The organism is Microbulbifer maximicatervae (SeqCode) (assembly GCF_052467815.1).
Genome location: NZ_CP174326.1, coordinates 4,409,930 through 4,435,620, shown reverse-complemented (window position 1 = coordinate 4,435,620; position 25,691 = coordinate 4,409,930). Strand labels below are relative to the sequence as shown.

18 protein-coding genes are annotated in these 25,691 nt (G+C 50.2%); 13 read left to right on the top strand and 5 right to left on the bottom strand.

Features of this window, described 5'->3' with window-relative positions; all coding sequences use genetic code 11:
• Positions 1-18: 18 nt before the first annotated feature.
• Complete coding sequence (gene ppsR / locus ACJJIW_RS19145) at positions 19-846, bottom strand: phosphoenolpyruvate synthetase regulatory kinase/phosphorylase PpsR (RefSeq protein WP_282932497.1); 828 nt, start codon at positions 844-846, stop codon at positions 19-21.
• A 189-nt stretch (positions 847-1,035) separates the two neighbouring features.
• Here ppsR and ppsA point away from each other — a divergent pair, with 189 nt between their 5' ends.
• The 3 genes from ppsA (at position 1,036) to rraA (ending at position 5,014) form a co-directional block, all read left to right on the top strand.
• Positions 1,036-3,399, top strand: a complete 2,364-nt coding sequence (ppsA, locus tag ACJJIW_RS19140) for a phosphoenolpyruvate synthase (protein WP_282932498.1) — start codon at positions 1,036-1,038, stop codon at positions 3,397-3,399.
• 490 nt (positions 3,400-3,889) lie between these two features.
• Positions 3,890-4,399 carry a L,D-transpeptidase family protein gene (locus ACJJIW_RS19135; protein ID WP_282932499.1) on the top strand — a complete coding sequence of 170 codons (510 nt, stop codon included), beginning with the start codon at positions 3,890-3,892 and terminating at the stop codon, positions 4,397-4,399.
• Positions 4,400-4,534: 135 nt separating this feature from the next.
• Positions 4,535-5,014: a ribonuclease E activity regulator RraA gene (gene rraA, locus ACJJIW_RS19130; RefSeq protein ID WP_282932500.1), complete on the top strand. Its 480-nt coding sequence runs from the start codon at positions 4,535-4,537 to the stop codon at positions 5,012-5,014.
• 74 nt (positions 5,015-5,088) lie between these two features.
• On the opposite strand, the gene ACJJIW_RS19125 is transcribed toward rraA, so the two are convergent.
• Positions 5,089-6,528: a di-heme oxidoredictase family protein gene (locus ACJJIW_RS19125; protein WP_444936094.1), complete on the bottom strand. Its 1,440-nt coding sequence runs from the start codon at positions 6,526-6,528 to the stop codon at positions 5,089-5,091.
• A 104-nt stretch (positions 6,529-6,632) separates the two neighbouring features.
• Here ACJJIW_RS19125 and ACJJIW_RS19120 point away from each other — a divergent pair, with 104 nt between their 5' ends.
• From ACJJIW_RS19120 to ACJJIW_RS19110, 3 genes are read left to right on the top strand one after another with little or no spacing between them, the layout of a single operon-like run.
• Positions 6,633-6,923, top strand: coding sequence for a hypothetical protein (locus ACJJIW_RS19120; protein WP_444936093.1), 291 nt, complete (start codon positions 6,633-6,635; stop codon positions 6,921-6,923).
• A complete protein-coding gene (locus tag ACJJIW_RS19115; protein ID WP_444936092.1) occupies positions 6,871-9,105 on the top strand; it encodes an acyl-CoA dehydrogenase in 2,235 nt (744 codons plus the stop codon). The genes ACJJIW_RS19120 and ACJJIW_RS19115 overlap by 53 nt, the downstream gene beginning before the upstream one ends.
• 22 nt (positions 9,106-9,127) lie before the next feature.
• On the top strand, positions 9,128-11,335 hold the full coding sequence (locus ACJJIW_RS19110; protein ID WP_444936091.1) for an acetyl-CoA hydrolase/transferase C-terminal domain-containing protein: 2,208 nt from the start codon (positions 9,128-9,130) through the stop codon (positions 11,333-11,335).
• Between the two features lie 6 nt (positions 11,336-11,341).
• On the opposite strand, the gene pta is transcribed toward ACJJIW_RS19110, so the two are convergent.
• From pta to ACJJIW_RS19095, 3 genes are all read right to left on the bottom strand, one after another.
• Positions 11,342-13,516, bottom strand: coding sequence for a phosphate acetyltransferase (gene pta, locus ACJJIW_RS19105; protein ID WP_444936090.1), 2,175 nt, complete (start codon positions 13,514-13,516; stop codon positions 11,342-11,344).
• Between the two features lie 2 nt (positions 13,517-13,518).
• Positions 13,519-14,721, bottom strand: a complete 1,203-nt coding sequence (locus ACJJIW_RS19100) for an acetate kinase (RefSeq protein WP_444936089.1) — start codon at positions 14,719-14,721, stop codon at positions 13,519-13,521.
• A gap of 235 nt (positions 14,722-14,956) precedes the next feature.
• Positions 14,957-16,555, bottom strand: a complete 1,599-nt coding sequence (locus ACJJIW_RS19095; RefSeq protein ID WP_444936088.1) for an isocitrate lyase — start codon at positions 16,553-16,555, stop codon at positions 14,957-14,959.
• 114 nt (positions 16,556-16,669) lie between these two features.
• Between ACJJIW_RS19095 and ACJJIW_RS19090 the strand changes: the two genes are divergently transcribed.
• From ACJJIW_RS19090 to ACJJIW_RS19060, 7 genes are all read left to right on the top strand, one after another.
• Positions 16,670-17,605, top strand: coding sequence for a LysR family transcriptional regulator (locus ACJJIW_RS19090; protein WP_444936087.1), 936 nt, complete (start codon positions 16,670-16,672; stop codon positions 17,603-17,605).
• Between the two features lie 176 nt (positions 17,606-17,781).
• The gene (locus ACJJIW_RS19085; RefSeq protein ID WP_444936086.1) at positions 17,782-19,956 is read left to right on the top strand and encodes a malate synthase G; all 2,175 of its coding nucleotides are present in this window, start codon (positions 17,782-17,784) and stop codon (positions 19,954-19,956) included.
• A 254-nt stretch (positions 19,957-20,210) separates the two neighbouring features.
• Entirely contained in the window at positions 20,211-20,747 is a 537-nt protein-coding gene (locus ACJJIW_RS19080; protein WP_444936085.1) for a Rieske (2Fe-2S) protein, read from the top strand.
• A 270-nt stretch (positions 20,748-21,017) separates the two neighbouring features.
• On the top strand, positions 21,018-21,824 hold the full coding sequence (locus ACJJIW_RS19075) for a right-handed parallel beta-helix repeat-containing protein (RefSeq protein WP_444936084.1): 807 nt from the start codon (positions 21,018-21,020) through the stop codon (positions 21,822-21,824).
• 323 nt (positions 21,825-22,147) lie between these two features.
• Positions 22,148-24,328 (top strand): FUSC family protein, encoded by a 2,181-nt coding sequence (locus ACJJIW_RS19070; RefSeq protein ID WP_444936083.1) that lies wholly within the window; start codon positions 22,148-22,150, stop codon positions 24,326-24,328.
• 17 nt (positions 24,329-24,345) lie between these two features.
• Positions 24,346-24,558 carry a DUF1656 domain-containing protein gene (locus ACJJIW_RS19065; protein ID WP_444936082.1) on the top strand — a complete coding sequence of 71 codons (213 nt, stop codon included), beginning with the start codon at positions 24,346-24,348 and terminating at the stop codon, positions 24,556-24,558.
• A gap of 2 nt (positions 24,559-24,560) precedes the next feature.
• A complete protein-coding gene (locus ACJJIW_RS19060; protein ID WP_444936081.1) occupies positions 24,561-25,682 on the top strand; it encodes an HlyD family secretion protein in 1,122 nt (373 codons plus the stop codon).
• Positions 25,683-25,691: the final 9 nt, after the last annotated feature.

Here is a 25,691-nt window from a genome sequence, read left to right as displayed (position 1 = left end):
TAAAGGGTGTGTGGCTCTTTAGTCAATCCTGCGCTCAATACCGGCCTGAGACATCAGGCGGGTGGCGAGTTCCTCCACCGAAAGTTGGGTTGCATTGAGGAAAGGCACCTGGGCCCGCCTCAGCATTTGCTCAACTTGGCGCACCTCGAATTCACATTGTTCCTTAGAAGCGTAGCGGCTGTTGGCGCGCCTTTCCTGTCTAATTTGCATCAGGCGCTCGGGCTCGATTGTCAGGCCAAACAGCTTGTTGCGAAACGGGCGCAGGATCTTGGGCAGGGTGGTGGAGTCCATATCCTCTTCGGTGATGGGGTAGTTTGCCGCGCGCAGGCCAAACTGGAGTGCCAGGTACAAGCAGGTAGGCGTTTTGCCGGAGCGGGAAACGCCCAACAGGATCACATCGGCTTGCTGGAATTCGCTGACTCTGCGGCCATCGTCATTGTCCATGGCGAAGTGCACTGCATCAATCCGGTCGGTGTAGCGGCGGTTGTCGTCAATGCCGTGAGAGACGTTGACCATCTGTGCCGGATCCCGGTTAAACAGATTGGCCAGTGGCGTGAGGTAGTTCTCGAAGATATCGAGCATCAGCGCAGAGCTTTGGTGCAGCTGTTCCCGGATCTTGTCAGAAACAATGCTGGTAATAATGATCGGCTGTAAACCGGATTCATCGGCTGCTTTTTCTATGCGTTGCAGGGCCTGTTTAACTTTTTCGGTGGAGTCGATATAGGGAAGCGTGACCTGCTCAACTTGTTGATCGCGGAACTGTGCGAGTAGGCTGTGGCCAATCGCTTCGACGGTGAGACCGGTTCCGTCGGAGATAAAAAAAGCCGTGCGCTTGTCTTTTGCCATGTTTGTTCTCAGTTTGTCGGCGTGAGGGGGCTATTGTAGGGGAGGAATGGGGCAAAGGTCTTTTATTCTGGCGTTTTGCAATTTTTGTAGAAAATTTACAACATTTTGGCCAATTTTTACGGGCTATTTTTTACAAAACTCATCCTTATAATCTGCCGCCACTCAACCTGAATTTTAGAGGGCCTTCACTTGACGAACTTCACGATCGACTTCGCAAAACTGGGCATGGCCGATGTCGACAAAGTCGGCGGCAAGAACGCATCACTGGGCGAGATGATCTCCTCTCTCGCCGGTGCCGGCGTGAGCGTACCCGGTGGATTCGCTACCACCGCAGAAGCCTTTAGGGCTTTCCTGGCTCACGAACAGCTGGAGCAGCGTATAGCCGAGCGTTTGCAAGGATTGGATGTTGGTAATGTCACCGAGCTGGCCCAGGCGGGAGATGAAATCCGCAACTGGATTTTACAGACTCCGTTCCCCGAGCAGCTGGAAAAAGAGATTCGCGAGGGCTATGAGGCCCTGGGTGGTGCGGAAACTGCTGTTGCAGTTCGCTCCTCTGCAACCGCCGAAGACTTGCCGGATGCGTCCTTCGCCGGTCAGCAGGAGACCTTCCTGAATATCCGCGGTATCGACGCTGTATTGAAGGCAGTAAAAGAAGTTTTTGCTTCCCTCTACAACGACCGTGCTATCGCCTACCGCGTGCACACCGGTTATGCGGATGTGGGCGTTGCCCTGTCTGCCGGTATCCAGCACATGGTGCGCAGTGAGACCGGCGCAGCGGGTGTGATGTTTACCCTGGACACAGAGAGTGGCTTCCGCGATGTGATCTTTATCACCGCCGCCTTTGGTTTGGGTGAAACCGTTGTTCAAGGTGCAGTTAACCCGGACGAATTTTACCTCTACAAGCCAGCCCTGGATGCGGGCCGTCCTGCGATTCTGCGCCGCAATCGCGGCAGTAAAGCGATCAAGATGGTTTACGACGAGAGCGGTGAATGTGGTCGTTCCGTAAAAACTATCCCGGTGGCAGACGAAGACCGCCAGCGCTTTGCCCTCAACGATGCGGAGCTGACAGACCTGGCAATCCAGGCCCGCAAGATTGAAGAGCACTACGGTCGCCCGATGGATATCGAGTGGGCTAAAGACGGCGACAGCGGTAAGTTGTTTATCGTACAGGCGCGTCCGGAAACTGTACGCTCCCGCGATCAGGGCACCAGCATCGAGCGCTACAGTTTGCAGGAGCGCAGTGACGTATTGTGTGAAGGTCGCGCAATCGGCCAGCGCATTGGCGCGGGCCCCGTTCGCAAGCTTGAATCCGTAGAAGACATGGCGCTGATGCAGGATGGTGAAGTCCTGGTTACCGATATGACCGACCCGGATTGGGAGCCGGTCCTGAAGAAAGCGAGTGCTATTGTTACCAATCGCGGCGGCCGTACTTGTCACGCGGCAATTATCGCTCGTGAGCTGGGTATCCCCGCAGTTGTAGGTTGTGGTAATGCAACCGAGCTGCTGGAAACCGGCACCCCGGTGACAGTTTCCTGTGCGGAAGGCGATACCGGTTTTGTAATGGCTGGTGAACTGGAATTCCAGCGCGAGGAAACTGAAGTTGCGGAAATGCCGGAGCTGCCGTTCAAAATTATGTTGAACGTGGGCAACCCGGATCGAGCATTCGCTTTCAGCCATCTGCCGAACCAGGGCGTTGGCCTTGCGCGCCTTGAGTTTATCCTCAACCGCATGATCGGTATTCACCCGAAAGCACTGCTCGAACTGGATAACCTGCCGGAAGATCTGCAGCAGAATATTCGCGAGCGTATCGGTGGATACGATTCTCCAGAAGACTTTATTGTCGAAAAGTTGGTGGAAGGCATCGCTACCTTGGCTGCAGCCTTCGCACCGAATCGCGTCATCGTACGCTTGTCCGACTTTAAATCTAATGAGTATGCGCACCTTGTGGGTGGCCAGTTGTACGAGCCAAGCGAAGAAAACCCAATGCTTGGCTTCCGTGGTGCAGCTCGCTACCGCTCCGAAGATTTCCGCCAGTGCTTTGCCCTGGAGTGCCGTGCACTGAAGAAAGTCCGCGATGAAATGGGACTGACCAATGTGGAAATCATGGTGCCCTTCGTTCGCACCCCGGAAGAAGCTGAGGAAGTAGTCGGTCTGCTGGCTGAAAACGGCCTGCGCCGTGGAGAAGGTGGCCTCAAGGTCATTATGATGTGCGAACTGCCGTCTAACGCTTTGCTGGCGGAGGACTTCCTGCAGCACTTTGATGGTTTCTCTATCGGTTCCAATGACCTGACCCAGCTAACGCTTGGCCTGGACCGCGACTCCGGCCTGGTTGCCGATTTGTTTGATGAGCGCAACCCAGCGGTCAAGGCACTGCTTTCCAGGGCGATCCAAGCCTGTAAGAAAGCGGGTAAATATGTAGGTATTTGTGGTCAGGGTCCTTCTGACCATAAAGACTTCGCCCGCTGGTTGATGGATGAGGGGATCGACAGTGTGTCCCTGAACCCGGATACCGCAGTAGATACCTGGCTATTCCTGGCCAACGAGGAAGGTTAATTTTCCTCCTAAAGCGGCCCAATTGTGGGCCGCTTTCCCAATTATTCCCCCGCTATATTTAACTGTAATTTTTCTGCTGAAGCGGTGTTTGCCTTGGTGGAAAATGAGTCCGTTGTTGCCGTTAAACTCAGAAACACCTGATTTTGTTCTGCTAATTGTGTTTGAAAAATTTAAACGACACATTATCCAAAAAATACAAACCTCTATCAGCTGATCCACACAGAAGAATTCATTCTAAATCTTTCCGCTCGCCTCAATAGAATCGGAAGAGTCTTAAGGTTGCGTGTAAATCGAAAAACAGATTGCGCAATGTGCTCCGTAAAAATGTTCGCCGTGGGCCCTGGCCCCACTGGCGCGCACCTGAAAATTACCGACAGACTGTTTATCTGTTGAATTCAGGGCAGGGTACCCAGACTCGGTGAGGTGAGCTATGCAAACGAGTAGACAGATTCAAATCCCCATACTTCATGTCTTTTTGATGATGTGCCTTATGGCTTTAATGGCAGCGCCGCCGGCAGATGCAAAGCCACGCGCATCTAATTGGTTTGATGATCGCGCCGCAGCCAGAGGTGGTAGTCCATCGATTAGAATTGATTTAAGTGAGCAGCGCGCATATCTGTATAAAGGTGGGAAATTAGTTGGTGTCTCCCGTATTTCTTCGGGGAAGCGCGGTTATAGCACACGCCCCGGGCATTTTCGTGTGTTGTCCAAACACCCTTATCACCGCTCGTCTATTTATGGCAGTTTTGTTGATAGACGCACTGGCAGAGTCGTGAGATCGAATGTAAATACTCGAAAGCATCGTCGCCCTGCGGGTACTGTGTATCGCGGTGCAAAAATGAATAACTACATTCGTTTTAATGGCGGTATCGGTCTGCATGCCTCTGGCCACGTGCCCGGCTATCCCGCTTCTCATGGTTGTGTACGTATGCCCCCACATATGGCGAGAAAGTTCTACCAGCATGTGCGTGTAGGCACGCCGGTTCGTGTAACACACTAGTTTCAATTTCGTGGCAGCGAAGGCTTGGCCGGGTATTATCCATCGTGGTGATACCCGGTATTTATTTGCCTCTTAGCTCTTCTACTTTTTTCCCGCTATTATCCTTCTCTTCCATAGATTGCTGCGAGAATATTGATGCTCAAGTCAACCCCCGATTTATGTGATGCCTACCCTGATGAGGTGCGAGTAGTTGATCCTATGTTTATCAATTACGGTGGCCGAGATCGTTTTGGTGGGCAGATTGTCACTATCAAATGTTTTGAAGATAACTCCCTGGTGCGAGAGCTGGTGGCTGAACCGGGGCAGGGCAAGGTTTTGGTAGTAGATGCCGGTGGATCCATGCGGCGGGCTTGTCTTGGCGATATGCTGGCAGAAAAGGCGGCTGCCAACGGTTGGGAAGGTATCCTGATGTATGGCTGCATTCGCGATGTAGATGAAATCGCGGAACTGGATCTGGGGGTGCAGGCACTTGGTAGCCATCCAATGAAAACAGAAAAAAAGGGAATTGGTGAAAGAGACCTGACTGTGAGCTTTGCGGGTGTGGATTTCCGCCCGGGGGAATACCTCTACGCGGATAACAATGGTGTAATCGTGGCGGGTAAGGCTCTGACTTAAAAAAGCGCCAGTAAGTCTATTGGGCGGCCTGGAAACTGGCAGCCCAAAAGCGCTGCCAGTTGTTGAGAATCAACTTAGCGGGGATCAATTAGATCATCAGCGGGGTTCTCCGGCATTCTCAGGGACATCAAAAATGCCAAGATCTTATTCTGATCATTTTCACTTAAATACTTGAAATTCTGTGCTGCGTTACTGGCCTCGCTTCCGGGGCTGTCGTGGAGAAAAATGGCTTCTGCCAACGTAGTGGCTCTGCCATCGTGTAAATAGGGCGCAGTATCGGCCACTCCCCAAAGGCGTGCGGTAATAAACTCACGGTTTTGCTGGTCCGTTTGGAAGAAGGCGTTCTCAGCCAGCCCCTCGCCCATATCGTGGCGCTTGAGATCAGAGAACATAGCGACCTCTATTCCGCCATTGCGGTTTTGGCGAAAATTTGTCGGATGCTTGGTCAGGTCCACTTCGTAGAAAATGTCTTCAAAGGGAGTTTCTGGAGAGCCGGTAAGTTTATAGGGGAGGGTCCTTCTTTCGGTTACCATCGTTGGGCGGTGGCAGTCGGCGCAGCCGATATCGGAGAAAAGCCTCCTGCCGTCACGGTGTTCTCTGTCATCGGTATCAAATGGTGGTTCCAGTGTAGTAATAAAGATGCTTAGTGCGGATAAGTCCCCAACGGTGATTTCATTGACTACTCCGTCATTGTCAGCATCTGCTGTTGCTCCGCCAAAGGCTTCCGAGGCCTGCATCCCCATATGAAATGCCAGGGCGGAGACATCGAACTCCCTGACTGAGGCGTTGTCACCTTTTCGACCAAATGGCCTGACAATCAAATCGTGCTCGACGCCTTCGACATTGGTGGTATCCAAATTGCCGTACTCGTCGGCAATGATGCTCCCAAAACTGACTGATTTTGTTTCCAGCTCAACGATGATGCCGGGATTGTTGAGGGCGTGTTGTTTTAGATTTTGTAATTCATGGGTCATCTCACGACCAACCAATTCAATTCCCCCGGCGCCAAATAAAAATACCGGATTAATCAGCCGCCCATCAAACTCTGCGATACCGTCAAAGTTTTCATCGATAACATCGATGTTGGCGGGGCGGAATAATACGCTGGTTCCGAACCCTCCACCTCCGCCAATGCCCAATCTGGGAGGCGTTGTTCGATTGCTGATGACGGTATGGCACTCCAGGCAGTTTTGCGCATCGAGGCCATTGACCCGCAAAAATGTGCCATTCCCTTGCAGGGTGGGCCTGTTACCTCCGGTGGGGGAGTGGTTGTCTGGTTCAGAAAAATCGTGGGGGCCATCACCAAAACCGTCGTAACGATTGAAAGGCGTGCTGAAAATAATCATCCCCGCTTCACGTATTTCGTCGAGGTGGAGTTGTCCCTGGGAAATTTTATCCTGGCTAATCCTATCTTCTGGATTTAAGCGTGGCTCCTCGCCGATTAGATCGGCATAAATTAACGATGGAAGCATCAGGCTGATGCTGGTGAGAGATATTGCCGTAAGTCGATTCATGTCAAAATCCTTGTTTATTTTTATTTTCCTTTCAAAAAGTTATAAAGCTAAGTCCCTGATAAAGAATGGTTATTTAATTGAAAGGAATATGGGGGTCTCACAATATGGATTTGTGTAGACGGATTGAGAAAAAGCTAATATCAATAATTTTTCAATGGTCCCTGAAAAAAACAACGCCGGTTTTGTTGAAAAATAAAATGCCTATCAGGGTAGGGGCATGGATTTCTTCTGTGAATTCTTACCTGCAATCAAACGTCTCCTATTATTGTGCATTGATGACTCTCTCGACCCTGCGGGAATTGGCAGTGTTTGTTGCAACGGCTGCCGCTATGGAAGGTGAAAATGAGCGAATTGCGCAAAAAATTCTTTACCGCGCCTCTTTTAAAAATTATTAAACGGGTACTTCCGCCAATTTCTGAAACAGAAAGGGAGGCGATGGAAGCGGGTGAAGTTTGGTGGGACGCTGAGTTATTGTCAGGTAAACCACATTGGGATCAGTTGTTGGGGATGGGGCCACCTGCGCTCAATGAAGAGGAGCAGGCTTTCCTGGAGGGGCCAGTCGAAGAGCTGTGCCGAATGATCAACGATTGGCAAATTAGCTATGTGGATCGCAATATTCCGGAGCATGTTTGGGATTTCCTTCGGAAAAATCGCTTTTTTGGCATTATTATTCCCAAGAAATATGGCGGCCTTGGCTTTTCCCCGACAGCTCATGCGGAGATAGTGACCAAAATTACCACCCGCAGTACTTGTGTGGGTGTCACAGTAATGGTGCCTAACTCATTGGGCCCGGGAGAGCTGCTACTGGCTCACGGTACGCAAGAGCAAAAGGACTACTATTTGCCACGTCTGGCAGATGGCACTGATATTCCCTGCTTTGCGCTGACCAGTCCGGAGGCCGGATCTGATGCGGCATCCATGATTGACCGTGGCGTAGTCTGTTACGGCGAATATCAAGGCGAAAAGGTCCTTGGTATGCGTGTTGATTGGCACAAGCGCTATATCACCTTGGGCCCGATAGCCACGGTGTTAGGTTTGGCCTTCAAGCTCTATGACCCGGACCATATTCTCGGCGATGAAGAAGAGCTGGGTATTACGGTTGCCCTGGTGCCCACAGATACACCGGGCGTTTCCATTGGTCAGAGGCATCTCCCAGCGCTGCAAGCATTTCAGAACGGGCCCAACTGGGGAAAAGATGTTTTTATGCCCATGGATTGGATTATTGGCGGCGAGGAGAAAGTCGGCAAAGGTTGGGAGATGCTGATGAGTGCCCTTGCCGCAGGCCGAGGAATTTCTCTGCCATCCCTATCTACCGGTGGGGCAAAAATGGCCGCGCGCATGACCGGCGCTTACGCCCGGGTTCGAGAGCAATTTAATGTGCCTGTTGGCCGCTTTGAAGGCGTGCAACGCCGCTTGGCTGAAATTGCTTCTATTGCATTTGTATTGGATAGCGCCCATAAAACGACTACCCGCGCCCTGGATGAGGGGCGGAAGCCAGCGGTGATCACCGCGATTATGAAAGCCAATGCTACTTGTGGTCTACGCCAGGCCATTATTGATGCAATGGATATTCATGCGGGTAAGGCCATTATGGATGGTCCATTAAATTACCTGGGTAATGTTTATCGAGCGATACCGGTAGCAATTACGGTAGAGGGGGCCAACCTTCTCACTCGCAGCTTGATGATCTTTGGCCAGGGTGCAATTCGCTGCCACCCCTATATTTTGAAGGAAATGTTGGCGGCAGAAAATCCAGACCATGAAGCGGGATTGGATGAATTGGATAAGTTGCTGCCCAAGCATATGTGGTTTCAATTCAAAACCCTCTGCCGGGGTATTTTTCACGGCTGGACGGTGGGCTTGTTTGCCAGCAGCCCTCGCAACGTAGGGCACGCTGCCAAGTACTATCGGCAATTGAATCGGTATTCGGCGGTGCTATCTCTGATTACTGAATTTTCCTTGATGACCCTGGGGGGAGAACTCAAGCGAAAAGAATTGATTTCTTCCCGATTGGGTGATGTCTTGAGTCAGCTGTATCTGCTCAGCTGCACCCTGAAGCGCTTTCATGATGATGGCAACCCTAAGGATGACCTCCCTCTGATGGAATTTTCCATGCGAGACGGGTTGCATAAGATCGAAGTCAACTTGTTGGAGGTGTTTCAAAATTTCCCCCGGCCATTTATTGGCCAGGTAATGCACTTCCTCACCATGCCTTGGGGTCACAGTGTCCACACCGCATCGGATCGGCAAGCCAAGGCCTGTGCGGAATTACTGTTGACGCCGTCGGCGACTCGCGACCGGCTGACCAGTGGAGTTTTTCTCGGAACTCCCGGGGATGGAGTGGATATTGTTGAGCAGGCGTTTGATCGGGTATGCGCTTCCGAGCGGGCTCGAGAAAAATTAAAAAAAGGCGGTATTCGCAACCTGAGCAGGGATAGCGTGGAAGAAGGGTTAAAGAAAAATCTAATCAGCGATGAAGAGGCTGAGATACTCTACGATGCAGCGGATGCTGTGGAGAAGGCAATTCAGGTGGATCACTTTGAGCACTTGGGTGGGTGTGCGGGCACAGTCCAATAGGGTTTGAGGAAAGCTACCTCCGATGGAATCTGCGCACAACAATTCTCCAGAGAGCTTTACCAGTGCTGAGGAGTGTGTCGATAAGCTCTTAGAAGTTGTCGGCAAGAAAATTGTTCTGGCATTACCGTTGGGGCTTGGTAAGGCAAACCACTTCGCCAATACACTATACGCTCGAGCGGCAGAAGATCATACGATTTCACTGACCATATTTACGGCCCTGACGCTGGAGCGCCCCCATGGTGACAGCGACATTTCCCGGCGCTTTATCCAGCCACTCCTGGACTCCCATTACAGTCAATACCAAGATCTTGCCTATGTTCCCGCGAGAAGAAAGGGGCACCTGCCAGGTAATATTAAGGTTATTGAATTCTTTATGGAGCCCGGTTCTCTGCTCGGCAATAACTATGCGCAGCAACACTACGTAAGTGCAAATTATACCCAAGTACCCGGTGAGTTGATCAGTCGGGGGGTTAACGTTATTGCGCAAATGGTGGCGCCTTCAGAGTGTGGAGACAAGTACAGCTTAAGTTGCAATCCAGACCTGACACTGCCTGTTCTAAAACTGGCAGCTCAGCGCAAGGACTACCCCCTGTATTTATTGGGTGAAGTAAATACTCAGCTGCCCTATATCCAAGGAAGCAGTGAACTGCCGGCCAGTGCTTTTGACTTTTTGTTGAAAGGCGAGACTTTTGATATGCCGCTGTTTGCTGCTCCGGCCCTGCCGGTAACCTTTACCGAATACAGCATCGCCTACCATATCGCCAGTCTGGTTGAAGATGGAGGAACCCTTCAAGTAGGTATTGGTGCTCTGGGAGATGCGGTTTGCCATGTACTGCGTTTGAGACATAAGGAAAACGCCCTCTTTTGCCGGATTCTGGATGACTTGGTGGAAGAGGATACAAAACGCTACCGAGAGGAATTACCGCTGTGCACTGGTACATTTAAGCGGGGACTTTATGGGGCCAGTGAAATGGTGCCTCACGGTTTTCTCCATCTGCGCAGAGCCGGGGTTCTGACCCGCAAAGTCTACGCTGACGCGACAATTCAACATCTGCTCGATAGTGATCAGATTACTGATACTGTGCATGAGGAAACCCTGCTAGCTCTGAAAAATGTAGGTCGTATCAGTTGCCCTTTAACCGTGGCGGATACAAATTTTTTACAGCAGCTTGGCATTGTGGACCCCAGCTATAGTTGGCGGGGCCATAAGCTGCTGACTCCTGATGGTGAAGAGGAGGAGTGCGATCTTCACAGCGAACATGGGCGCCGCCGTCTAATTGGTAGTTGCCTGAATAAAAAGATCGCTGGGGGTATCTGGTTACATGGCGGCTTCTATCTGGGGCCGGAACTTATGTATCGAGAGTTGCGGGATCTGGACCCTAGGGAGGGGGCAGGTCTCGATATGATTGACATCAGTTTTACCAATGACCTCCAATCCCAAAGAGACCTAAAGCTGGCGCAGCGACAGCATGCGCGCTTTGTAAATTCAGCCATGATGGTGACTCTTGGGGGGGCGGTTGTCTCGGATGCCTTAGTGGATAACCACGTGGTGAGTGGGGTGGGGGGGCAATATAACTTTGTCGCCCAGGCTTGGGACTTGCCAGGGGCCCGATCCATTATTGCGCTCCCCAGTGTGCGAATGCGTGATGGTATCTGCGAGAGTAATATTGTGTGGGAATATCCTCACACGACGATTCCCCGGCATTTGCGCGATGTGGTTGTGACGGAATATGGCGCAGTCGATTTGCGTGGTAAAACAGACCGGGATGTAATGGTGGCCATGCTCAGTATCTGTGATACCCGCTTTCAAGCTGTACTGTTAGAGCAGGCCAAGCACGCGGGGAAGATAGAAAAAAGCTTTTCGATTCCTGAGAGTTTTAATAACAACACACCTGAACACCTCGCCAGTGTATTCAATGACGAAAAATGCCTGGCGGAGCTGCCTCACTATCCACTGGGTACTGATTTCTCTGATGAGGAAGCCCTGCTAGCGGTGGCTCTACAGCACTTGCGCTCCGCTGATAAAAGTTGGTGGAAAGTGCTGGCCAATATTTTTAAAGGCCGCCGGGTCTGGCACGATAAATCCTCAAGTGCCGATTATATCCAACGCTGCTTACAGCGAATGGGGTACGATCATACAGAGACCTATGAGCACAGGCTGGAAGCCTATATCGTTGCTGCCGCATTACATGAGTATATCGACCAGCGCAGGCCTCTGCGCCGGGAGTAAATAAAATTAGTGAAGCTTGCCCTGGGCCTGGATGGCGGTGAGGGCAATGGTATATACAATATCATCCACGAGTGCGCCCCGTGATAGGTCATTAACCGGCTTGCGCAATCCCTGTAACATTGGCCCAATACTCACTAAATCAGCGCTGCGTTGAACGGCTTTGTAGGTAGTGTTGCCGGTATTCAGGTCGGGAAAGATAAAAACTGTGGCCCTGCCGGCCACGGGACTGTGCGGGGCTTTTTGGGCAGCGACATTGCGGATTAAGGCGGCGTCGTATTGAAGGGGGCCATCAATAATTAGCTGCGGTCTCTTCTGTTTGGCCAGCTGGGTGGCCTCGCGGACTTTATCGACATCGCTGCCGCTGCCGGATGTGCCGGTGGAGTAACTGATCATTGCGACTCGGGGTTCTATACCAAATGCCGCTGCGGAATCTGCTGATTGAATGGCTATAGCGGCGAGTTGCTGTGCATCGGGATCGGGATTGATCGCGCAATCTCCGTAGACCAGTACCTGTTCAGGGAGCAGCATAAAAAATATCGAGGAAACCAGCTCTTCATCCGGGGCGGTTTTGATCAGTTGTAGGGCGGGCCGAATGGTATTGGCTGTTGTGTGAATAGCGCCGGACACCAGTCCATCCACTTCACCCAATGCCAACATCATGGTTCCGAGAACCACATTATCCTGTAGCTGCTCAAGTGCCACTACTTGAGTAAGTCCCTTGTTTTTACGCAGGGCAACCATGGGCTCCACATAGTGTGCCCTCACCGCCTTGGGATCGACAATTTCCAACTTTTTATTGAGCTTTAACCCCTGCTGCTCAGCAATTTTGAAAATATCTTTTTCTTCGCCCAGTAAAACCGGATGTGCAATCTCTCTCTCCAGGCAGAGCTGGGCGGCGCGAATGGTGCGGGGTTCGGTTCCTTCGGGTAGGACAATCCGCATAGTGCGGCGCCGGGCCAGTTCCGTGAGGTGGTAGCGGAATGCCGGGGGTGAAAGGCGTTTGGGGATTTCACTTTGCTGGCTCAGTGATTCCACCCACTCCTCATCCAGGCGACTGGCGAAAAATTCCTGCACCCGATCCACGCGATTTCTGTCATCTGATGGGGTGCGCAAATTAAAAGTCTGCAGTGACATCACCGTGTGCCAGGTATTGGAAGGTACCAGTAAAATGGGTAGGCCTGTTTCCATGGCCGGGGTACACAGTTTCAAAATGGCTTTGTCCAAATGGTAGCCGCCGGTTAATAGCAGGCATCCAATTTTGACTCCATTCATAACGGCCAAACATGCGCCCACAACCACATCGGGCCTATCGGCAGAAGTTACCAGCATGGCCCCGGGCTTAAATCTTCTCAACATATTGGGCAGTGAGCGGGAGCAGAAAGTGACGGTATGCAACCTGCGTGTTTCCAGCTCCCCTTTATTGAGTACCTTTGCATTAAAGTGCCGCGCCAGGTCGAGTGCACGGGGGGAGAGCAGTTCTGCATTCCAGGGAATAAAACCGACAATACGCAGTGGAATCTGCTTTGAAAGTATCTCAGGGGTCAGGCTAGGGGGGCTTTCTTTACTAGATTCCAGTTGTGAATGCAGTCCAATTAAATGAGCTCCAGGAGTATCCATAATTTCCGCAGGCAGACCCACTTTATTGATGATGCAGCCCACTACGCGCTTCGCATCCTCGCCGCCATAAAGACGAACGGCAAATTCCAGTCTCTCGCGAAGTTGCTTGACTGAATCGCTGGCACCGGGAGATGGACAGGCGACGAGTACCACTTCCGCATCTAGGGTTTTGGCAATTTGATAATTCAGCTGATTAGTCACGGGATTGTCGCGGCTGGGTAGCACGCCTTCGATTACATTAACTTCAGCCTTCGCCGAGATTCGTCTGAAACGGGCGAGAATCTCTTCCAGTAAATCCGCCATTTTTCCGGTGGATACCATCGAGTCCGCATATTCGGCACTCAGCGAGCTGGGGATGGACAGGTTGGATGTTTGCCGCAAGATTTCAGTGGTGCGCTCTATAGTGCCGTCTGGTGGCGGGGGCTCGGCGACAGGTTTAAAAAATTGAAGCTCAATACTTTTTCGGTCTAGCGCCCGAATTAAACCCAGGCTCACGGAGGTGATACCGGCCCCCGCTTCCAGAGGAACCAGCATTAGGGTTCTGGCATTGCTGTGTCGCAGCATGTTTAAGACTGCACCAAGCGCGATGTATCCCGGGCAATAATCCAGTCTTCCTTAGTGGGGATTACCAGGATGTAGGGAGTTTCCTGCGCAGAGATTACCCCCTCTACTTGCGACTTGGTTTTCTGATTGGCTTCGGGGTTGAGCTGGTAGCCTAAGGGCTTGAGCCATTCGATGGTCCGGCTTCGCACCCCGGAGGAGTTCTCCCCGATACCGCCTGTGAATACCAAAGCATCGACGCTAGCCAAGGGGATGGTGTAGGAAGCGATATATTTGGCTAGGCGGTAACAGAATATTTCCAGGGCGAGTTTGGCTCCCTGATGATCTTTTTCTGCAGCTTGCTCCAGCGCGCGGCAATCACTGCTCAGGGTGGATATGCCCAGCATACCGCTTTCTCTATTTAGCAGCTGCTCTAGTGAGGCTTGGGTATATCCAAGCGCTTGCTGTAAGTAGAGGAGTATTCCCGGGTCCAGATCGCCGCAGCGACTCCCCATTACCAGTCCTTCAAGAGGTGTAAGCCCCATGCTTGTATCTACACTGCGCCCCTGTTTGATGGCGCAAATAGAGGCGCCGCCACCGAGGTGGGCAGCAATAATATTGAGTTCAGCCGTCTGTTTTCCCAGTAGTTCGGCGCACCGCTCGCCAATGTACTGATAGCTACTGCCATGCATGCCATAGCGGCGGATCTTGTGCTCTTCGTACAGTGGGTAGGGGAGCCCGTATAGATACGCATACTTCGGCATTTGCTGATGAAAGGCGGTATCAAAAACGGCGACTTGGGGGAGTTGGGGGAATGCATCAAGGGCGGCGTAGATCCCCTTGAGAGCAGCGGGGTTATGCAAAGGGGCCAAATCACAGCACTCTTCGATACAGGCCATCACCTTCTGATTGATCAGAACGGAGCTGGAGAAATGTTCGCCGCCATGGACAACTCGGTGGCCTATGGCCTTAAGCCCGTGCTGTAAATCTGACCAAGCCTTGTCAAACTGAGTCACCAGCTCATTAATGACCGCTGCGTGGTCGCTATCCAGCGCGAGCCGATGGGAGTCTTCTGTTCCTTGATAGTGCCACTTCAGTTTGGCTTTGGGGGTGCCAAGGGCTTCCGCGATACCAGCAAGATGTTCTGCACCCGAATCTGGGTCCAGCACGGAAAACTTCACTGACGAGCTGCCGCAATTGAATATCAGAATTAAATTTTGATCGCTCATGATGCGCGAATTTCAACGAGGGTGCTTTAAGGCTAGCCGAGGAGTTGTCTTTACGAGGGAAAGAACCGGGGTAGTTCAGTTTCGGAATAAAAAAGGGCCGCAGTAGCGGCCCAAGTAATAAAAATTGCAGAGATCAAAGCGTAGGCAAACTTGCGGTGCTTTGAGATGAACCCAATGGGTTCAAAAAAAGAGGCGGCAAGTGCCGCCTCAAATTTACTGAAACCGTACCGGTCGATTAACCGAACTGGTTCATGGTGTTGTCTTTACCACCAGCCTTCAGGGCAGCGTCACCAGCAAAGTATTCTTTGTGGTCGTCGCCGATGTCGGAACCAGCCATGTTCTGGTGCTTAACGCAGGCGATGCTCTGGCGGATCTCTTTGCGCTGTACGCCTTTCACATAGCCCAGCATACCTTGCTCACCGAAGTACTCTTTGGCCAGGTTGTCGGTAGACAGGGCCGCAGTGTGGTAAGTCGGCAGAGTGATCAGGTGGTGGAAGATACCAGCTTCGCGAGCCGCGTCGGCCTGGAAGGTACGGATCTTCTCGTCGGCCGCTGCAGACAGCTCAGAGTCGTCGTACTCGGCGCTCATCAGGTTGGCGCGGTCGTATGCGGATACGTCTTTACCTTCTTCAGACCAAGCATCGAATACCTGCTGACGGAAGTTCAGGGTCCAGTTGAAGGACGGGCTGTTGTTGTAAACCAGCTTCGCATCGGGAACGACTTTGCGGATTTCGTCCATCATGCCGCCGATCTGGCGAACGTGAGGCTTCTCGGTTTCGATCCAGATCAGGTCTGCACCGTTCTGCAAAGAGGTGATGCTGTCCAGGATGCAGCGCGCTTCGCCAGTGCCCTTGCGGAACTGGAACAGGTTGGAAGCCAGACGCTTAGGACGCAGCAGCTTGCCTTCGCGGTTGATGATTACGTCGCCGTTGGCCAGCTCGGAAGCATCGATTTCTTCGCAATCCAGGAAGGCGTTGTACTGGTCACCCAGGTCACCCGGCTTATTGGTTACAGCGATTTGCTTGGTCAGGCCAGCGCCCAGGGAGTCGGTACGGGCAACGATAACACCGTTGTCTACGCCCAGTTCCAGGAACGCGTAGCGAACTGCGCGGATCTTGGCCAGGAAGTCTTCGTGAGGAACGGTTACTTTACCGTCCTGGTGACCACACTGCTTCTCGTCAGAAACCTGGTTTTCGATTTGGATACAGCAAGCACCCGCTTCGATCATTTTCTTGGCCAGCAGGTAAGTTGCTTCGGCGTTACCAAAACCTGCATCGATGTCGGCGATGATCGGTACAATGTGAGTCTTGTGGTTGTCGATCTTGTCCTGGGCAGCTTTCTCAGCTTCTTTATTGCCAGCTTCGCGAGCGGCGTCCACTTCGCGGAACAGGTCGTTCAGTTCGCGGGCATCAGCCTGGCGCAGGAAGGTGTAGAGCTCTTCGATCAGAGCAGCTACGGAAGTTTTTTCGTGCATGGACTGGTCGGGCAGAGGACCGAATTCGCTGCGCAGAGCGGCAACCATCCAGCCGGACAGGTACAGGTAGCGGCGGTCGGTATTGCCTTCGAAGTGCTTCTTAATAGAAATCATCTTCTGCTGACCGATGAAACCGTGCCAGCAACCCAGGGACTGGGTGTACTTGGACGTGTCCTTGTCGTAGTTTTCCATGTCGGCGCGCATGATATCAGCGGTGTACTTGGCGATATCCAGGCCGTGCTTGAATTTGTTCTGGGCACGCATACGGGCAACAGATTCGGGATCGATGGCGTCCCAGGAGCTGCCATGGCTTTCACGGAGCTTTGCTACCGCGTCGATGTCTTGAGTGTAAGTGGACATGACTGTAAATCCTTAAACGGTGACTGCGATTAGGTGTTGAGTATCTTAGGAGGAGTGGCATAATTTGCCTAATTTATTGATTTTATTTCCACTATCGATTTGGCGAATAGATGTATGCAACTGGAAAGAGCTGACCTGAACCTGCTGGTGTATCTCGATGTGCTACTGCGCGAACGCAATGTGACCCGTGCAGCTAATTACCTGGGGCTGTCCCAACCGGCCATGAGTAATGGCCTGAAGCGCCTGCGGGAACTGTTTGACGATCCGTTGCTGGTGCGCACCCGTGAGGGCATGATGCCCACGGAAAGGGCTCTGGAATTGCAGCCGATGGTGCGCGAAGCACTCTCCTCCATTGATCGGGTTATCCAGCCAAATCGGGATTTTGACCCCGCCAATACCCGCCGCACCTTCCGCATCATGGCTAGTGACTATGCCGAGTCCACCCTGATACCGCCGCTGTTAAAGCAGCTGCGGGATGACGCCCCGGGTATCAGCCTGGATATCATGACGCCCAGTGATGTGAGCTTTGTGGATGTAGAGCAAGGCAAAGTGGATATGGTGATCAACCGCTTTGACAGCATGCCTCAGAGCTTTCACCAGGCCACCGTATGGCGCGACAGCTTCTCCTGTGTGATGCGCGCTGATAACCCGATACTCCGGGATTACAATCTTCAGAGTTATCTGGAAGCCCAGCATATCTGGGTGAGCAAGACCGGTATGGGGGTGGGTGTCGGGGTTAACCCGGAAGATGTACAGCGCTTGGGCTGGGTAGATGAGGCCATAGGTCGTTTGGGAGAGAAGCGGGATATCTCCGTTTTCACCCGTCACTACCAGGTAGCTATGCTGCTGGCTGAACAGAGCGATCTGATCGTAACGGTGCCCACTCGCTTGGCCCAATTGGCCAGTGATAATCCCCGCGTGGTGAGGCGTGATCCGCCCCTTGAAATTCCCAACTTGGAGTTAAAAATGGCTTGGAGCCCACTGTTGCAACAGAGCGCCCCGCACCGCTGGCTGCGCCGTTTAATTCTCGATATTGGCCGCGCTTTGTAACGATGTTGCAGGTGGGCGCTGTGTCTGCGCGGTTTTGTCCGGGCAAACACACATCAACTGCTTTGTCATAAAAATTCGATCTATGAATAGTGGGAATTGTGTCTATAAATTAGCGGTATGTGGAAATGGCTGTTTAGAATGCCGCTATTCCAACAATCTGATGAGAGGCCCTGGGTATGACGGAACGAGTCCAAATCGGCGATCTGCAAATCGCACCAGAACTTTACAACCTGGTTTGCGAGGAGGTGATTCCAGGAACTGGAGTTAGCGCCGAAGCTTTCTGGGCCAAATTGGAATCTATTGTCCACGATCTGGCCCCGGTAAATCGCGCGTTGCTGGAAAAACGTGATGAACTGCAGGAGACCCTGGATCGCTGGCACACGGACAACCCCGAGGGTTTCCGCGATCTGGAAGGCTACCAGACTTTCCTGCGAGAGATCGGCTACCTCGCCGATGAGCCTGCTGAATTCAGCGCAACTACCGAAAATGTCGATGAAGAGATCGCCATCCTGGCGGGACCTCAGCTGGTTGTGCCGGTAATGAATGCACGCTATGCGCTCAATGCGGCAAACGCGCGCTGGGGCAGCCTTTACGACGCACTCTACGGTACAGATGTGATCAGTGAAGAGGGTGGCGCGGAAAAAGGTACGGAATACAACCCGGTTCGCGGCGCTAAAGTGATCGAATATGCACGCAACTTCCTCGATCAGTCGGCCCCGCTTACCTGTGGCAGTCACGCTGAGGCGGTGCAATACCGCATCAATGGCTCGCTGCTGGAAGTGGTACAGGCCAATGGCGACATCGCCACCTTAAAAGATGCCAAGCAGTTTGTTGGTTATTTGGGTGACAGCGAAGAGCCTTCCAGCATCCTGCTGAAGCAGCACGGTTTGCACTTTGAGATCCAGGTGGATCGCGAGAGCCCCATCGGCAAAACCGATGATGCCGGTGTTAAAGATGTGCTAATGGAATCCGCGCTGACCACCATTATGGATTGCGAGGATTCGGTAGCGGCTGTCGATGCTGAAGATAAGGTAGTGGTTTACCGCAACTGGCTCGGTCTGATGAAGGGCGACCTGAAGGAAACCATTAGCAAAGGCGGTAAGTCCTTTGAGCGAAAGCTCAATGCAGATCGTGAGTACACCTCCCCGAACGGCAACCAGGTTACCTTACCGGGGCGCAGCCTGATGTTCGTGCGCAACGTCGGTCACCTGATGACCAACGATGCAGTGCTGTTCGGCGATGGCCAGGAAATCCCCGAAGGGATTCTCGACGGCATGATCACCAGCTTGATCGCTTTGCACGACCTCCGTGGTGAGAGCCCGATCAAGAATTCCCGTGAAGGCAGCATCTATATCGTAAAACCGAAGATGCACGGCCCGGAGGAAGTGGCTTTCGCCAATACTCTGTTTAACCGAATCGAAGATGCACTCGATCTGCCCCGTTACACGGTAAAAATGGGCATTATGGACGAAGAGCGACGCACCACTGTGAACCTCAAAGCCTGTATTGCCGAAGCGAAAGAGCGTGTAGTCTTTATTAATACTGGCTTCCTCGATCGCACCGGTGACGAGATTCATACTTCCATGCTTGCGGGCCCCATGATTCGCAAGGGTGATATGAAACAATCCACTTGGATTAGCGCCTACGAAGAGTGGAATGTGGATGTTGGCCTGAACAGTGGCCTGAAGGGCAGAGCACAAATTGGTAAAGGTATGTGGCCAATTCCAGACCAGATGTCAGCCATGATGCACGCTAAGTTGGCCCACCCAATGGCCGGTGCCAATACGGCGTGGGTACCGTCGCCCACGGCTGCTACCTTGCATGCTTTGCACTACCACAAAGTGGATGTGAATCGCCGCCAGGAAGAGATTCAACATCGCCATCACGCCAAGTTGGAAGATATTCTGACGGTTCCGGTAGCGGCTGAAACCAATTGGAGTGCTAAAGATATCCAGCTTGAGTTGGACAACAATGCCCAAGGTATTCTCGGCTATGTAGTGCGCTGGGTAGAGCAGGGCGTGGGTTGCTCCAAGGTGCCGGATATCAATGATGTTGGCCTGATGGAAGACCGTGCAACCCTGAGAATTTCCTCTCAGCATATCGCCAACTGGCTCAAGCAGGGTATCGTTAGCGAAAAACAAGTGCGTGAAACTATGGAGCGTATGGCTGCTGTGGTAGACCGCCAGAATGCCGGCGACTCCAACTATAACGATATGGCACCGAACTTTGATAAGAGCGTTGCCTTCCAGGCTGCTTGTGAGCTGGTATTTGAAGGTTGTGCCCAGCCAAATGGTTATACCGAGCCGGTTCTGCATCGCCGTAGGCGCGAGTTTAAAGCTCTAAATGCATAATTGCTGAGCTAGTTGAGTTCGAGAAGGCCCCATTTGGGGCCTTTTTTTATTTTGGGGTATCTGCATCAGCTATTAATTGGTTTTAGCTCTGTTACCCTGCGCTAATCCAGATTGTCGCAGGTAATTTTGTTAGTTCTCTCCTGACTCTTAAGTTGTATTATGGAGCTTCGGTTTGCGAAGCCTGCCATCTTTAATATTTATTACTGAACTGGGTGGCTGAGGCAAAATTAGGTGGTGCATCTTAGGGGATTGAGATGAGCAAAAGGAAAATTCTTGTTCGGTGTGTCTGGGGGTTGGTTTGTGTCGGCTTACTATTTTCTTTATACCCCTTTGTTGAAAGCTTGAAACCATCTGCTGCAACGGATGGGCCTTTGACTGTTAGTGTTTATTCAATCCCTAAAGGCAAGATGCAAATCTATGAATATGAGAGTAGGCCTTTAGCAATTTATCGGCCTACAGAAGAATATTTGAAGGAGCTTGTTGCTAATAATAAATTGACAAATGGTCCCTACTATAGTGAAGGGACTATTCCAGACTTTTTTGTTTATTATCCGCTGAGTACCCATAAAGGGTGTTTTCTACACGATTCTTCAGGATTTGCGGGAGATATACCGCTGCAAGGTTTATTCGACCCTTGTCATATGGGGTTTTGGGATTATTCGGGCAGATTTATTAAAGGAATCAATATGCCTGATGGGGTTCAGCTTAAGAATTTGGAGGTGGAAGACAGTTATCGATGGGAAAGCGACGGTGTTATACGGTTTCCTAAAAAGCAAATCGTGATCAACTGAGTTTTTAATCTGGGAATGCTCCTTGGTTGTATGTTAATTAATATGCTGGGTTAGTTTTTAGGTTTGTATATAAGGGCGATTGTCGATGCATTGTCAGTGATTTTATGATTTTAGTCATAAGATATATCTCTATCGTTTAAGTTAGAATGAGAATATATTCTTATGGCAAGCTGCTTTTTGGAGTCCGACACTGAAGTTTAATTTTAACTTCACGTCGAGGCTCCAGCTATGTCTAATTCTCCGAATAAGCGATATTTGGCGGGGCTGATAATGTTGATTTCGGCTTTTTCCTCCTATGCCATAGCAGATGTTCAATGTGGAGATACGATTACTGACTCGCAGGCGCTCACTGACCCGCTATCTTGCAGTGAAGATCCAGCAATTACCATTGAGGGTCCTGATGGCAGTCTCGCAATGTCTGGTGACGGCGCAATTGAATGCACCACTGATGGGGTTGGGGTACTTATATTAGGAACCTCAGGAATTGTGACGGGTGGAGTTGTTAGCAATTGTGAAACTGGATTGGAATTGGCGGGGAGTGGCCTACATAAAGTAATCAGTGTAACTGTCGAGGAATCCAGTGGTGCAGGCGTTTTTGCGGAAAGTAATAGTAACCTTATCCGACAAAGTACCCTGTTAAATACGACTAATGTCCAGGCTTCGGGTATTGTTCTGGAGGGCGTGGCGAATGTTGCTATTGGAAATAGTATCTCTGGGTTTTTCGAAGATGGAATAGGTGGCTTTGGTTTCTTTTCCTATATTGGAAACAACTATTTAGAAGGCAATGGGGTAGCCATAAGCTTAGGGGCAAGAATAATTGACGGGCAGACTGTAGGTGCTTCTTTTTGTGTTATTGCCAGTAATGTTGTTGAGAATAACGAAGTTTTAGGGATTGCTATTGGTGGCCCCTATGTAATCCCAAATATGGATAATGTGGTTAGTGGGAATACTGTGACGGGCAGTGGTTTTGACGACCTTTCAGATGACAATGAAGCTTCGGATTGTAGCTCTGGCACCAATGTTTGGTCTGGCAACACTGCAAATACTTCATTTCCCTCATGCCTTAAGGATTTATAATTATTGTATTTAAAGTTGTGGGGCGAAGATGGGGGAAGGCTTGGTCTTCAGGATTGCGATAAGAGAGCTTGGAAGATATACCTAATCATTTTGGTATTTTAGGCGTTTATTTTTATTAGCTGCAGCATTTGTATTTCGTGCCAATGGGAGGATTGTTAGGCCTCGGAATGTTTTAGCTAAGCCCCCAGGTCTTGGATTTCTCTACCTCTTTATATGCCATACTCCCTTTTGGATATCCAATTTGTATTTAGGGTAGATAAATGTTGCTGTGCCAAAGATCAAAATGGTGAAGCAATAGCATGTAGAAATGGTCGGAGAAAGCTTTGCAGTTGTCTCGCAATATTAAAGAGTCGATTAAGCTAGCAACAGCTTTAGTAATCGTTTATGCCATCGCTTTAGGCCTGAATTGGGAAAAACCTTTTTGGGGTGGATTTGCTGTTATTGTTTGCAGTCAGGCAAATCTTGGGCAGTCGCTAAATCGAGCTATTTTGTGGATTTTAGGGACGCTATTTGCCTTGCTGGCAGGCTGGTTAATCGTCGCGTTATTTCCACAGGATCGCTGGTTGTTTATGATCGCCCTATCTATTTGGGTGTCTATCTGCGTCTATTTTTTACAGAGATCGAACTACCAGTACTTTTGGCTTACAAGTGGTTATGTCATCTTTTTATTGTGGGATGTGACCGGCGGTGACTTTTCTATATCCTACAAGGCTGGGGTATTACGTATTCAGGAGTCCCTGCTCGGAATAATTGTCTACGGATTGGTAGCCGTTTTGATCTGGCCTAACTGTAGTCGTGGTGAGTTAAGAAGAGCATCTCTGGAATTATTGAGAGAGCATCGTCGGTTTGCGGATAATTGTTTTTCCCGGGTTAGAAGTGGCGAGAAAATAAAAATTAGGCGTAAAAAGCGTGTTGCTCTTTTAGAGCTTGATACGCGCTTACAAACAGCCATTGGCGATGCGAGCTCAGATAGTTATGAGGTGTGGGAATGTCGAAAGCAGTGGGGTCACTTTGGTCAATCTGCGACAGCCGTCACGCAATCCCTCTTGAAGTTGGAAGAAAGCTTAGCCCTCTCTGGTGATCTTGGTATATCAAAATTCCTTATTGGTGTCGACGAATACATGCCCGACATTGAGGGGCGTCTCGCGCAAGTGGAAACTGCCCTTTCAGAGGAAATGCCTGTAGATAGTGCCAATGGGAGAGTGGTTCGAGGAAATATTGAAGAAGTAAAGAGGTTGTCAACCTTTGAAACCGCAGCTTTAGCCGTTACTAGAAAATCCTTAAATGACTTGGAGGTAGAAACCCGATCTCTGATTGATTCAGTAAATGATATACAAACCCGGGGTGACTCCTATTCGAGACAGGTAAGTAGTGATGGTATAGGGTGGCTTGGAGCTTTGATGCCCGACCCAGACAGGTTGACTAATATTGTCCGTGTTCAGATGGGAATGTGGATCGCTTATCTGGCATATCTTTTTATCCCTGATATGATTGGTGGATTGCTGGTTATATTACTGATAACAGTAATAGGTATTCTCGCCTCAATGACCCCCAAAATTCAATTGTTTGAAACCTGTGTTTTCACGATTTTAGTATGCATATTATCGGCACCTATATATTTCTTTTTAATGCCGAAATTGCATGGATTTTATTCGTTGGCTGTCGTGATCTTTGTATGGACGTTTGTAGTAAGCTTTTCCTCAAATAAGGTCTTTGGGCCCCAGTCGATGATTCGAACCTTGGTTCTTATCTTTCCTCAGATTATTTTCAATTTCAACAACTCTCAAGAGTATAGTTTTGTGGTTTACACAAATTATCTATTTGTGTTAGCAATAATTTTTTGTATTTTGGCCGTTTCAAGAAATATCCCCTTCACTGCCCATCCAGAAATAAACCTGAAGAGAAGCATTGACAGGATTCTCAACAGCGCTGCATGGCTGGTGGTGGAGGGTGATATTCCAAAAAAGAAGAGGAAATCATGGTTTTTCCGATTATATATATTGTACCACCTGAATATTATTATGATTTCAAGGAAGAGAGTGTTCTATTGGGTGGAGGGTATTTCTGATAAAAAAATGCGGGGTATGACCAGAAGCCAGATGCAAAGCCTTATAGGTTTGGCTATGTTGATATCCAACCAGGTTAAGCTGTTATATAAAATTGATAAGAAAAAAATCAATTTTGTGGCTCCTAAAAGATTACTTCGCGAGGCATTCATATGGAGGCGGCTCGCAAGCAAAATACTTATCTATTTTTCTGGCGGTAACCAAAAGGTTGATATTGAATCCCTGCGAAGAGGTTATAGGAGGATATTTGAGAGGGCAAATATCGATGTCGGTGAGTTGATGGAATTGAGGGAGTGTAGTGAAAAGTCCAGAGAGGGTGTAACAAACTTTCTTTATTTCTTGGGTGTTACGCATTGTATCAATAACTATCTGGTAGAATTTCGTCGCGTTTCAGAATCTGTGGATTGGAAGGCTTTCTGTGAGGAAAGGTGTCTTTAATGTCTGTAGGGTTTTAAATGGAAAGAGTGCCGCACGATATATCAATAGGCAGTTTCTATCTATCACCAATATTGGTGATAGCTTTGTATGGTGTTGTTGCGGCCTTGTTAACCGCTAGGCTTCTGGATCGGTATCGTTTGTCCCGATATTTTGCCAATCCACCGGTTGTCATTATCTCCCTTAGTGTAATTTATGCAATTTTTATAGGAAGGATATTCTTGGGAATATAGTAGTGGCTAGGTATAGAAAGTATATTTTTACTGGAACAATAGTTCTTTTAGCACTGTTGTTGCTTATTATCCAGTTCTGGAGATATCTCAATAATCCCTGGACCAGGGATGGGAAGGTGCAGGCGGATATTATTCAAGTGACTCCCAGGGTAACTGGCCAGGTAGTTGAGTTGCCTATTAAGAATAATCAGTTTATTAATGCTGGGGATCTACTGTTTCAGATTGACCCGCGAATATATGAAGCAGCCTTGGAAGAGGCCAAGGCAGAGTACGAGGAAGCTCTGGATACGTACCGAGCGCAAAACAAGAATGTTCTCGCTTATGAGGCCAGGATTAGGGAATCAATAGCAAATATTGATCTGGCTAAAAGTAATATCGGCGCACTCGATGCCGAAGTTGCAAGAACCAAAGCTGAATATGATCGGCAGAGAGAACTGCTACCCCAGAGAGCGACATCAGTAAGGGCATTACAAGCGGCTCAGGCTGAGTATGAATCCACAATTGAGTATCGAGCGGGCGCAGAAGCCAGCTTGGTGGAATCTATGGCTGCTCTGGAGCAATCCCAAGCAGAGCTGGAGCAGGTTAGAGCACAGTTGGGTGCGCTTGGAGCCGATAACCCGGGCGTTCGTGCGGCTTTTGCGCTGCTAGAGCAGGCGCGGCTAAATCTTGAATACACAACGGTTGTTGCTCCGGTTACTGGTTATGTCACCAATATAGATTTTCGTTACGGCGATCAGGCCGTCGCCAACCAGCCCGCACTTTCTGTAGTTGATATAAGCACTTTTCGTATAGATGGTTTTTTTCGCGAAACTTTTGTTCGTCGAATTGCTCCGGGGGATAAGGCGTTTATGAAGTTGATGGCTTATCCTCATCTAGAGTTGGAAGGGTATGTTGAAAGTATTGGCTGGGGTATTGCTCGCAAAGATGGAACTGCGGGTAATGACTTATTGCCAATGGTAGATCCCACATTTGACTGGATTCGCCTTGCACAGCGTATTCCCGTCAGGATTCATCTGACAGAAGTCCCCGAATCTGTGAAGCTTCGTGTTGGATTTACCAGCTCAGTGCTAGTAATGAGCAATTCTGCGGGCACCGAGCAAGATGAACCGGTGCAATCCCAATAGTTTCAGGAA